Annotated in this window: 13 protein-coding genes; 11 read left to right on the top strand and 2 right to left on the bottom strand. The window is 68.0% G+C overall.

Features of this window, described 5'->3' with window-relative positions; genetic code table 11:
* From ACLFMY_RS06475 to ACLFMY_RS06465, 3 genes are all read left to right on the top strand, one after another.
* A partial coding sequence (locus tag ACLFMY_RS06475; protein ID WP_410763789.1) for a c-type cytochrome occupies positions 1-392 on the top strand: 392 nt, incomplete at its 5' end.
* 209 nt (positions 393-601) lie between these two features.
* Complete coding sequence (locus tag ACLFMY_RS06470; RefSeq protein WP_410763788.1) at positions 602-1,204, top strand: ATP-binding cassette domain-containing protein; 603 nt, start codon at positions 602-604, stop codon at positions 1,202-1,204.
* Positions 1,191-1,991 (top strand): ABC transporter permease, encoded by an 801-nt coding sequence (locus ACLFMY_RS06465; RefSeq protein WP_410763787.1) that lies wholly within the window; start codon positions 1,191-1,193, stop codon positions 1,989-1,991. The genes ACLFMY_RS06470 and ACLFMY_RS06465 overlap by 14 nt, the downstream gene beginning before the upstream one ends.
* A 146-nt stretch (positions 1,992-2,137) precedes the next feature.
* On the opposite strand, the gene ACLFMY_RS06460 is transcribed toward ACLFMY_RS06465, so the two are convergent.
* Together ACLFMY_RS06460 and ACLFMY_RS06455 are read right to left on the bottom strand one after the other, a co-directional pair.
* Positions 2,138-2,479, bottom strand: a complete 342-nt coding sequence (locus ACLFMY_RS06460; RefSeq protein ID WP_410763786.1) for a c-type cytochrome — start codon at positions 2,477-2,479, stop codon at positions 2,138-2,140.
* A gap of 211 nt (positions 2,480-2,690) precedes the next feature.
* Entirely contained in the window at positions 2,691-3,359 is a 669-nt protein-coding gene (locus tag ACLFMY_RS06455; RefSeq protein ID WP_410763785.1) for an energy-coupling factor ABC transporter permease, read from the bottom strand.
* A gap of 171 nt (positions 3,360-3,530) precedes the next feature.
* Between ACLFMY_RS06455 and ACLFMY_RS06450 the strand changes: the two genes are divergently transcribed.
* The 8 genes from ACLFMY_RS06450 to ACLFMY_RS06415 all read left to right on the top strand — a co-directional run bounded on the left by ACLFMY_RS06450 (position 3,531) and on the right by ACLFMY_RS06415 (position 11,097).
* A complete protein-coding gene (locus ACLFMY_RS06450; protein WP_410763784.1) occupies positions 3,531-4,505 on the top strand; it encodes an SLAC1 anion channel family protein in 975 nt (324 codons plus the stop codon).
* Positions 4,506-4,617: 112 nt separating this feature from the next.
* Positions 4,618-5,034: a SirB2 family protein gene (locus ACLFMY_RS06445; protein WP_410763783.1), complete on the top strand. Its 417-nt coding sequence runs from the start codon at positions 4,618-4,620 to the stop codon at positions 5,032-5,034.
* On the top strand, positions 5,031-5,528 hold the full coding sequence (gene purE, locus ACLFMY_RS06440) for a 5-(carboxyamino)imidazole ribonucleotide mutase (RefSeq protein ID WP_410763782.1): 498 nt from the start codon (positions 5,031-5,033) through the stop codon (positions 5,526-5,528). Before ACLFMY_RS06445 ends, purE begins: the two co-directional genes overlap by 4 nt.
* A 3-nt stretch (positions 5,529-5,531) precedes the next feature.
* Entirely contained in the window at positions 5,532-6,719 is a 1,188-nt protein-coding gene (locus ACLFMY_RS06435; RefSeq protein WP_410763781.1) for a 5-(carboxyamino)imidazole ribonucleotide synthase, read from the top strand.
* Between the two features lie 45 nt (positions 6,720-6,764).
* The gene (locus ACLFMY_RS06430) at positions 6,765-7,460 is read left to right on the top strand and encodes a DUF4124 domain-containing protein (RefSeq protein WP_410763780.1); all 696 of its coding nucleotides are present in this window, start codon (positions 6,765-6,767) and stop codon (positions 7,458-7,460) included.
* 215 nt (positions 7,461-7,675) lie between these two features.
* Entirely contained in the window at positions 7,676-8,779 is a 1,104-nt protein-coding gene (gene glnL, locus ACLFMY_RS06425; protein WP_410763779.1) for a nitrogen regulation protein NR(II), read from the top strand.
* Positions 8,780-8,786: 7 nt separating this feature from the next.
* Positions 8,787-10,250: a nitrogen regulation protein NR(I) gene (ntrC, locus tag ACLFMY_RS06420; RefSeq protein WP_410763777.1), complete on the top strand. Its 1,464-nt coding sequence runs from the start codon at positions 8,787-8,789 to the stop codon at positions 10,248-10,250.
* Positions 10,251-10,353: 103 nt separating this feature from the next.
* Positions 10,354-11,097, top strand: coding sequence for a ParA family protein (locus tag ACLFMY_RS06415; RefSeq protein ID WP_410763776.1), 744 nt, complete (start codon positions 10,354-10,356; stop codon positions 11,095-11,097).
* Positions 11,098-11,319 lie beyond the last annotated feature (222 nt).

Genomic DNA, 11,319 nt, shown 5'->3' with positions numbered 1-11,319 from the left:
AGTCCGAGGGTGATGACAAGGACGAGTCAGGGGATGACGAGGCCAAGGAGAAGAAGGGTGGCGAGTCCAAGATCGTCAGCAAGTCGGTGATCAACCACGGCCGTTCGCTCTATTCCTCTTGTGCCGTCTGCCACGGTGAAGCCGGCGAAGGGGGCAAGCTGTTCGATGCGCCCAAGCTCGCCGGTACCAAGATGGATCAGACCATCAACCTGCTCAAGATCTACCGCAAGGGCGATGAGATGGGTCCGAACTCGCGCGTGATGATCCCGCAGGCCACGGGCCTGAGCGATGACGACATCGAGGCCCTGGGCGCCTACATCCAGGTCATGGATGAAGAGGAACTGCCGAGCGAAGGTGACGAGGACGCGCCCGAGGGTGCCGCGGCCCAGTAAGGTTGCCTCCGGGTCGCGGTGCCGGCCCGATCGCAGGAAAGACGCCGGCCTTCGGGCCGGCGTTTTGTTTGTGGTGTTTCGGGCCGTGTGCCGGGTGGGGCCCCGGCCCGGGCGGTCGTCGTTGGCGGCCCGCGTTCGAAGGGGTGACCGGGCGCCCCTGGCGGGCGAATCGGCACGTCCCGATGGGTTCATGTTTTCGAGGGGGATGCATGCTGTTCGAGGTAAAGAGGCTCTCCGGGCCGAATGTGCCGCCGGTCTCGTTCACGCTCGCGCCCGGTGACGTGTTGCCGGTGCGGGGCGAGTCCGGGGTGGGAAAGAGCCAGATGCTGCGTGCGTTGGCGGATCTCTCGCCCCACGAGGGTGAGGTGTGGCTGAACGGATCGGAGCAGCATTCCATGCCGGCGACCGACTGGCGTCGCCAGGTTGCGCTGGTGCCGGCAGAATCCGGCTGGTGGGCCGACACGGTCGACCAGCACTTCCCGGCCCGACCGCCTGCCTCTTGGTGGTCGCGGCTCAAGTTGCGCGACACGTTGTGGGCATCGCCGGTGGAACGCCTGTCCTCCGGCGAGCGGCAGCGGCTCGCGGTGCTGCGTGCCCTGGCGCTCGAGCCGCGCGTGCTGCTGCTCGACGAGCCGACCGCCAACCTCGACCGGGACAACGCCGAGGGGATGGCCGGTCTGCTACTTGACTACTTGCGCGATCAGGGCGCGGCCGCGGTGTGGATCAGCCACGATCCCGGCGAGATCGCGGACCACGGCGATCGCTGGCTGGAAGTGACGCCGGAGGGGGGAGTGCTGCATGGATCTGTATAGCCTGACCCCCTTCGACCTTGCGCTGGCGGCGGGGCTGGTGCTCGCGCTCGGCGTGGTGCAGGTGTTGCTCGGGCTGGGGTTGTTCCGCACGCTGGTCCTGAACAGCGTGCGCATGGTGCTGCAATTGCTGCTGGTCGGCCTGATCCTCGAGGCGGTGTTCGAGGCCGCCACCTTGCCGTGGATCCTGCTGATCGCGATGGTGATGATGGGCCTGGCCGGCTACGAGGTGGTCGCGCGGCAGAAGCGGGCGATACGTGGCTGGCACGGTTACGGCATCGGTCTCGCGGCCATGAGCGCCACGGCACTGATCGTCACCGTGCTGGCGTTGACCTTCGTGATCGAGACCGATCCCTGGTACACGCCGCAATACGCCATCCCGCTGCTGGGGATGATCCTCGGCAACACCATGACGGGCATCGGACTGGCGCTGAACAACCTCACCCAGACGGCCTGGCGGAGCCGACGCGAGATCGAGGCCCGCCTGATCCTCGGTCACTCCGTGCGCGATGCCACCGCCGAGCTGCGCTCCGAATCGATGCGAGCCGGGTTGATTCCGACGCTCAACATGCTGGCCGCGGCCGGCGTGATCAGCCTGCCGGGGATGATGACCGGCCAGATCCTCGCCGGCACGCCGCCGATCGAGGCGGTCAAGTACCAGATCCTGATCATCTTCCTGATCACGGCCGCGACCGGCTTCGGTTCGCTCGTCGCCGTCCAGCTCGGCGCGCGCCGCCTGTTCGACGAGCGCGACCGGCTGCGCCTGGACCGGTTACGCCGCGGGCGTTGACGGCCGGGTCTCCGCTCGAGCCGTCCGGAGACCGAGCGCCGGGCTGAACGTCGCGTGGGACGAGGCCGCTCCATTACGATGCCAGGCACAAAAAAACCCGGACCAGTCGGTCCGGGTTTCCTGTCTGCCGTTGCCGGTGCGGGAGCTTACAGGCTCTCGATGTAGGCGCCCAGGTTCTCCATGTCGGCGTCGGACAGGCCGGCGGCGTTCGGGGCCATGATGGAGAAGTTGGAACCGCCCAGGTCGCCGTCCATTTCCTTCAGGGCGTCCTGGTCGCCGTTCTTGTAGTGAGCCAGTGCCTGAGTGGTCTCTTCGGCGCTGTGGCCGGCAAGTTTCGGGAACATGCCCTGGCCCTCGGCCTTCATGCCGTGGCAGGAGGCGCAGCTCTGCTCGTAGAGCTTCTTGCCGGCATCGGCGTCGGCGGCCATGGCCTGGCCGGAGGCGGCGGCGAGGCCGGAGGCGAATACGATCGCGGTCAGTTTCTTCATGGGGGAAAACTCCTGAATCTCGTGTCATCTAATCGTCCGAGCCCACTCCTGCTCGGCTGGTGGGACAGTAAGCACGTTTCATGCCACTGATTTTCCGGCAGAAATCCAGTCGATAAACAAGGGCTTGTCACCCTGGTGTTTTCCTGATGGCGGGTTGCAGGTTGCAAGTTGCAAGGCCTCGGCGCGGATGGCGCAACGTTGGTCGTGGCGGTCAGCGACCATCGATGTAGTGATGGTCGTCGAACGAGATCACCAGTGACGGGCTGACCAGTGCCAGCGCCGTCATGATCATCCCGTTGATCACGCCTTCGGGGAAGGCGAGCAGGGGCAGGACCCGCAGGTAGTTGTTCCAGATGATGTCGAAGTCGTACAGCCCCATCGCCATGACCAGGAGGGCCGTGCCCGCGCCGTGGGCGATCACGCCCAGCACGGCGGAGAGGAACACGCCCACGAACAGGTAGATGAAGAAATTCGGCGGCATCCAGCGCTGGGAGGCCCGGGTGATGCCGTAGGTCATCACGGCGGGGACCAGCAAGGACAGCACGAACGTCCAGCCGGCGATGGCCAGTCCCCCGCCGACGATCAGCGGCAGCAGCAGGGCGGCGACCAGCCCGGCGATCAGCGTCAGCTCGAGCCCGATCACCAGGGTGACGGTGGCCGCGCCCAGAAAGTGCAGGGTCAGCCCGGGCATCAGGGTGGCGTTGAGCGACCACATGCCGAGCAGGAACGGCACGGCGAGAACCACGAGGTTCAGTCGTCCGGGAGCACTGCGCAGCGCCTCCCAGGGGGCGGCGCGCACGGCCCAGAGAACGGAGATGGCCGCCGCAGCCCAGCCGATACCGGCCAGCAGTGGGGGGATGAGGTGGTTCGGTAGCGTCATGCCAGATGTCCCGTTGAGCTGGGAGACAGAGTGTAGCGTCCGGGCGGGAGATCTGACTCCAGCCTTGCTAAGGTTTCAGGCAGTATTGCCGTACGCGGATCAATATGGTTTATGCGGTATTGTTATGTTATATAATAATGCCACAGCCATGCCAGTCGAACAGGAGGCAACATGAGCGACCCGTCCACAGCCAGCAACCGCCTGCCCCACATGCCCATCTCGATGTTCGCGATCGTGATGGGGCTGGCCGGCCTGACGCTGGTGCTCCAGCATGCCGAGCGGGCCTGGGGGCTACCCTCGGGGATCGCACTGACGTCGGTGGTGATCGACATCGCCGTGTTCGCGGCCATCGCGGTCGCCTACCTGTCCAAGTGGGTCCGGTATCCGGCCGAGGTGCGCGGCGAGTTCAATCACCCCATCCGCCTGAGCTTCTTCCCCGCGATCTCGATCGGCCTGATCCTCCTGGCGACAGCCACGTTCCGGATGTGGCCGTCCCTGGCGCTGGCCTTCTGGGTGTCGGGCGTCGTGCTGCACCTGCTGCTGACTTTGACCATCCTCAGCCGCTGGATGCACCAGACGCACTTCGAGATCCATCACTCCAACCCGGCCTGGTTCATCCCCGTGGTCGGCAACATCCTAGTGCCGCTGGCCGGCGTGCCGCTGGGCTTCGAGACGATCTCCTGGTTCTTCTTCAGCGTCGGGCTGGTCTTCTGGCCGGTGCTGCTGACGATCCTGATGTACCGCTATTTCTTCCATGCGCCGATGCCCGGCAAGCTGATGCCGACGCTGTTCATCCTCATCGCCCCGCCGGCGGTGGCCTTCATCGCCTGGGGCTCGCTGCATCCGGGCGAGGGCCTGGACGACTTCGGCCGCGTGCTGTTCAGCTTCGCCCTGTTCATCACATTGCTGCTGGTCTGGCAGATGCGCCATTTCATCCGGCTTCCGTTCGCGCTGTCCTGGTGGGCCTATTCCTTCCCGGTCGCGGCCATGACCGTGGCGACCATCCAGGTGGCCGGCCATACGGGCAGCGCCTTCTGGAACGCGCTCGGCCTGATCCTGACGGTCATCCTGTCGATGTTGATCGCCCTGCTGCTGGTGATGACCTTGCGCGCTGCCGGTCGCCGCGAGATCTGCCAGCCCGAGTAGTGCCGACATCGCTCCGGCTTGGGGGGCGGTTCCCGATGATTTATGCTTTGAGGCTTCCGCCCGGGATGGGGCGGGTGCCTCAAACCAATGCGTCACACGGGATGGTTGCCTCATGGCCCAAGCGTCTTTCTGGATACACCTGCATGCCCTGGCGGTAGTGCTGTCACTGACCGGCTTCGTCATTCGCGGCATCTGGATGCTCGCCGACTCGCCCATGCTGCGGAAGAAGTGGGTGAAGATCACGCCGCACGTCGTCGACACGGTGCTGCTGGTCAGCGCCCTGGCGGCCGCCTGGCTGCTATTCTGGAGCAACGGCGCTCACCCAAGCTTCATTACCGTCAAGATCGTCGGCCTCATCGTCTACATCGGCCTGGGGCTGGTCGCGATGCGATTCGGCCGGACGCGCGGCCTGCGTGCCAGTGCCTGGGTGCTGGCGATCCTGGTGTTCCTGTACGTCGCCGCCGTGGGTGTGGCCAATACCCACCCGCAGCTGCAGGACGTGCTGCCGGCCGTGGTGACCGGCGTATGAGTGTCAAGCCGCTGGTCGGCGTGATCATGGGGTCCCAGTCCGACTGGGAGACCATGAGTCACGCCTGCGAGACCCTCGAGTCGCTGGAAATCCCCTTCGAGGCGGAGGTGGTCTCGGCGCACCGTACCCCCGACAAGCTGTTCAACTACGCCGAGTCGGCCGTTGGCCGTGGCCTGAAGGTCATCATCGCCGGTGCCGGCGGGGCAGCGCACCTGCCGGGCATGGTCGCGGCCAAGACACGACTGCCGGTACTGGGTGTGCCGGTGCAGTCCAAGGCGCTTTCCGGCATGGACTCGCTGCTTTCCATCGTGCAGATGCCCGCGGGCGTGCCGGTGGGCACGCTGGCGATCGGTCGGTCGGGCGCCGTCAACGCGGCCCTGTTCGCCGCGGCCACCCTGGCCAACGAGGATGCCGCCCTGGCCGAGCGCCTGGAGGCCTGGCGCGAACGCCAGGCGCAGGCGGTGCTGGATCGGCCGACACCGGGAGAGGCCTGAACCGTGAGCGTGACGAACGACAACTGCGAGATGCCGCGCGCCAAGGGCGAGCCGGGCGGGTTGCACATCGGCGTGATCGGCGGCGGGCAGCTGGGCCAGATGCTGGGCCTGGCCGGCGTGGCCATGGGCCATCGTTTCACCTTCCTCGACCCCGCCTACGAGCCGCCGGCCGCCGCGATCGGGCGCCACATCCAGGCCGAGTTCGATGACGCCGAGGCGCTCGAACAGCTGGCCGTGGAATGCGACATCGTTACCCTCGAGTTCGAGAACGTGCCCCTGGCGAGCGCCGCGGCGGTAGCCGAGCGCAACTGCCTGATGCCCGGCCCCCAGGCGCTGGCCGTGGCCCAGGACCGCCTCGAGGAAAAGCAGTTCTTCGAGGGCCTGGGTCTCGGCGTCGCCCCCTGGGTCCAGGTCGACTCGGTGCGCGATATCGTCCAGGGCGTGGCGCATCTCGAGGGTGCCTCGATTCTCAAGACCCGCCGTTTCGGTTACGACGGCAAGGGGCAGGTGCGGCTGGCCGACCCGGCCCACGCCGCGCACGAGGGCGGGCCCGGCAACCCGGGCGAGGCGGCGTCCGCCTGGGAGGCACTCGGCGGTGCGCCGGCCGTGCTGGAGAAGATGATCGACTTCGAGCGCGAAGTGTCGATCGTCGCCGCGCGCAGCCGGACCGGCGAGATCCGCTTCTACCCGCTGGCGACCAACGAGCATCGCGCCGGCATCCTCTGGCAGACCGTGATCGCTGACGACGAACCGCTACAGCGCGAGGCCCAGGCGGCTGCCCGGCTGGTGCTGGAGAAGTTGGACTACGTCGGGGTGCTGGCGATCGAGTTCTTCGTCCGCGACGGCCATCTCCTCGTCAACGAGATGGCCCCGCGGGTGCACAACAGCGGCCACTGGAGTGTCGGCGGCGCGCGCAGCTCGCAGTTCGAGAACCACATTCGTGCCATTCTCGGCTGGCCGCTGGGCGATACCGCTCCGGCCGGGGCGGCGGCGATGCTCAACCTGGTCGGGCGGATGCCGGATCCCGAGGCGGTGCTGGCCGTACCCGGCACCTCCTTGCACGACTACGGCAAGACGCCGCGCCCGCGGCGCAAGCTGGGCCACGTCACGGTGACCGGTCCCGACCACATCACGCTCGAGTCGCGCCTCGATCGCCTCAGGGCCCTGATCACCCCGCCCGAGGCGGGGTGATCGGCGCACCGGGGGCATCGAGTGTCAACAGGAGGTGAGCGACACATGATCTTCCCGACCCTTCGTCTGGTAACCGCCATCCTCGCCGTGGCCGGCCTGACCCTCTCGTGGGCCGGCCCGCTGCTCGCCGCGAAGATATACCAGTACACCAACAGTGAGGGCGAGACGGTGTTCACCGACGAGCCTACCGAGAATGCGACGGTGCACGAGGTCGAGTCCGCGCCGGTGATGCCCATGAAGCCGGTGGAGACCCCCGAGGTGCTCACGGCCGACGACCTGCACCGGCCGGAAGCGGCGGAGAAACGCGGCCAGCAGTCCGCCCGGGAGTCCGGGGCCGGTCGCCAAGCGGTCCCTGAGCCGCCCGCCGGTCAGCAGGCCGCCGAGTCGGCTGCGCGATCCGACGAACCTTCCCGAGAGGAGCCCTCGAAGGAGGAGGCCTCGCAACCGGGACAAGACTATGACCACTTCGAGGTCGTCGACCCGGTAGACGGCGAGGTAGCCAGCCGGCTGAAGGACGCGATCACCGTCGAGCTCGCCATCCAGCCCGGGCTGCGTGACGGTGACCGGGTGCGGATCCTGGTGGACGGCGACGCGCATGTGAAGGACTCCAGTGGCCGCCGGCACCTGGTGAACGGCCTGTCGCCCGGCAAGCACGAGATCACCGCCCAGATCCGGCGGGATGACGAGGTCATTCGCGAGAGCCGGCCGGTGCGCTTCACCCTCATGACGCCTGACCAATGATGAGGCAGTCGGCCCCTTTTTTGCACTAGTATGGTGCGTAGGCGTCGCCGGGGGCTCGCTGCCGTGACTCGCAGCGAGCCTGAAAGGCGGCCCGGGACGCTCCCGTGACGCTTCACGGTGCGGCGTGGCTCATGGGCATGCTACTTGCACCAAAATAGCCACCTGATGGCTGCGGGACCGACGTCCCCGCCCGTTTCGCACCCGGTGGAGATGACATGAACCCCAGACCCGAGCCCCGGCTGGCCGACACGCTCAATACCGCGATCGTGGTGCTGGACGATCGCAACCGCCCGATCTACCTCAATTCCGCGGCCGAGCAATTCCTCGGGACGAGCTACAGCGCGGCACTCAAGTCCGGCTTCGACGTGGTGCTGGGCGCCAACCCCCTGCTGGCCGACACCATCGACGAGGCGCTCGCCAGCCAGCAGGTGATGACCCTGCGCGAGGTCGAACTCACCCTGGCCCACGAACTGACCCGGGTGGCGGACTGCGCCATCAGCCCCCGGCCCGACTATCCCGGCGCCCGGGTGATGCTGGAGTTCAACGACATCGAGCGTCACCTGCGCATCTCGCGGGATGCGCGCATCAACTCGCTGCAGATGACCACCCGGCAGATGATGCGCGGTCTGGCCCACGAACTGAAGAACCCGCTCGGCGGGCTGCGCGGCGCGGCGCAGCTGCTCGAACGCGAGCTGCCCGACCCTTCCCTGACCGAGTACACCCGCATCATCCTGCATGAAACCGATCGCCTGCGTGTCCTGATCGACCGCATGCTCGGCCCCAGCGACCGCCTGCACTGCCGCTGGGTGAACATCCACGAGCCGCTCGAGCAGGTGCGCCAGCTGCTGCGCGTCGAGGCCGGGGGCGAGCGGATCGAATGGCGGCTCGACTACGACCCCAGCCTGCCGGAGGTCTGGGCGGATCGCGACCAGATGGTGCAGGTGCTGCTCAATCTCGCCCGCAATGCCGTCCAGGCCATGCGCGAGGGCGACGTCGAATCACCCCGGCTGACCTTCCGTACCCGCGTGTTGCGCCAGTTCACCGTGCACGGCAAGCGCCACCGGCTGGCGGTGCGCATCGACGTCGAGGACAACGGTCCGGGCGTGCCCGAGGAACTGGTCGAGACGCTGTTCCTGCCCATGGTCAGCGGGCGGGCCGGGGGCAGCGGGCTGGGACTGTCGCTCGCGCAGACGATCGTCGAGCGCCACCAGGGCATGATCGAGTTCGTGCCCAAGCGGGCAGTCACCCGCTTCTCCGTGATCCTGCCCATCCATCCCGAGGGGGTCCCCGGGCCGCCGTCCACCGCCGCCAGCGAGTGATCCGAGCATGAACGTTTCAGCCACCGACCACACGAACCCCGGCAACACCGCGCCCCGCCTGTGGGTGATCGATGACGACCAGGCGATCCGCTGGGTGCTCGAACGGGCACTGGCCACCACCGACTTCCAGGTCGAGTCGTTCGCGGAGGTCGCCTCGGCTCAGGGGCGCCTCGACCGCGGCGACCGGCCGGACGTGATCTTCTCCGACATCCGCATGCCCGGCGAGGATGGCCTGACCTTCCTCACCCGGTTGGCCGAGGAACACCCCGAGATCCCGGTCGTGATCATGACGGCGCACTCCGACCTCGAGAGCGCCGTGGGCGCCTTCGAGAAGGGTGCCTTCGACTACCTGGCCAAGCCGTTCGACATCGACGAGGCAGTGCGTCTGGCCGAGCGAGCCTTCGACGCCTCGCGCGAGCGGTCATCGCGGGCGGGCGGGGTCGAGGGGGGCGCCGAGCCGACCTCCGAGCTGATCGGCAACGCCCCGGCCATGCAGGAGATCTTCCGGGCCATCGGGCGGCTGGCCCGGTCCTCGGTGACCGTGCTGATCAACGGCGAGTCGGGCACCGGCAAGGAGCTGGTCGCCCGGGCGCTGCATCGCCACAGCCAGCGCCGCGGTGGTCCGTTCGTCGCCCTGAACACCGCCGCGATCCCCAAGGACCTGTTGGAGTCCGAGCTGTTCGGCCACGAGAAGGGCGCGTTCACCGGCGCGGCCGTCCAGCGCCGCGGCCGCTTCGAGCAGGCCCAGGGCGGCACGCTGTTCCTCGACGAGATCGGCGACATGCCGCTCGAGCTGCAGACCCGGCTGTTGCGCGTGCTGTCCGACGGCCACTTCTACCGCGTCGGCGGCACGTCGTTGATCAAGAGCGACGTCCGCGTGATCGCCGCGACCCACCAGCGCCTCGAGGACCTGGTCCGGGAAGGGCGCTTCCGCGAGGACCTGTTCCACCGGCTCAACGTCATCCGCCTGAAACTGCCGGCCCTGCGCGAGCGGGTCGAGGATATCCCCCAGTTGATGCGCTTCTTTCTCGCCCGCGCGGCCGAGGAGCTCGGCGTGCCCGTCAAGACGCTCACGCCGAAGGCCGAGGCACGACTCTGCGAGTACGCCTGGCCGGGCAACGTGCGCGAGCTGGAGAACATTGCCCGCTGGCTGACCGTGATGGCGCCGGGTAACGAGATCGGCGTCGACGACCTGCCCGATACCGTGCGCCACGGCGGGGAGGGCGACGAGTCCGGCGTGGGCGAGGACCAGTTGCTGTCGCGCTGGACGAGCGACCTCTCCCGCTGGGCCGAGGCCCGCCTGAAGGCCGGGGACGAGGACCTGCTGGCCACCGCCGGTCCGGCCTTCGAGCGCACCCTGCTGCAGGCCGCGCTGGCCCACACCGGTGGCCACAAGCAGAAGGCCGCCGCCCTGATCGGCTGGGGGCGCAACACCGTCACCCGCAAGCTCAAGGAGCTGGGGGAGCACTGACACGGCGGGCAGGTGCCGCGAGCGGCGGACTGTCACACGATCCGCCCCTTGCCGGTGCTATGCTCGAGAGCAGGTTCACGCGAGGCAGGAGCAGGCAATCGGCATGGCCCAGACGGTGGCGCTTTATTCGGTCAAGGGTGGGGTGGGGAAGACCGCCTCGGCGGTGAACCTGGCGGCACTCTCGGCCGCGGCCGGCCGGCAGGTGCTGGTCTGGGACCTCGACCCGCAGAGTGCCGCCTCCTGGTACCTGCAGACCGAGGCGGCCGCCGATCGCCCGGTGAAGAAGCTGCTCAAGCCCAAGGGGCTGGCCGCTGCGGTGCGGCCCACCATCCACGGCAACCTCTGGGTGCTGCCGGCCTTCCCGGGCCAGCAGGCGATCGAGCATCACCTCGCCGACAAGAAGGATGCCGGCTACCGGCTGGCCAAGCTGATCGACCCGCTCGCCGAGCAGTTCGAGGAGATCTGGATCGACGCGCCGCCCGGACTGTCGCTGCTCGCCGACAACATCCTGCGCGCTGCCGACATGGTGCTGGTGCCGATGGTGCCCACGCACCTGTCCGAGCGGACCTGGTTCCAGCTCAAGGGCCACCTGCGCGATCGCGGCATTCATCCCGAGCAACTGTGCACCTTTCTGAGCATGGTCGATCGCCGCCGCACGCTGCACCGCGAGTTCGCCGAGCGCCATCGCCACGACATGCCCGAGCTGCTCGAGACGCAGATTCCCTACGCCTCGGTGATCGAGCAGATGGGCGACGACCAGCAGCCTTCCGTCTACCGCGAGCCGCGTCATCCCGCCAACCGGGCCTACGCCTCCCTGTGGGAGGAGATCGACGGCCTGTTCGCCTGAACGCTGACCGCTCGACGTTTCGCGCTACGTTGTGGGAGCGGGCCCTGCCCGCGAAGGCCGCGGCAGCGGCCATCCTGACTTCAGGCTGTGGCCGGCCCCTGGCCCGCTGCATGGGCCAGCCGGATGGCAGGGCTCGCGCGTGCCGTGCGATTCGCGGGCAAGGCCCGCTCCCACCGTAATGCCCTGCCTGTCTTGCTCTTCACCGGCGCAACGCCCGCGCCG

Source organism: Guyparkeria sp. (assembly GCF_046545975.1).
Lineage (GTDB): Bacteria > Pseudomonadota > Gammaproteobacteria > Halothiobacillales > Halothiobacillaceae > Guyparkeria.
Note: the sequence above shows the minus strand (reverse complement) of the source record. Positions and strands in the feature narration are given on the sequence as shown.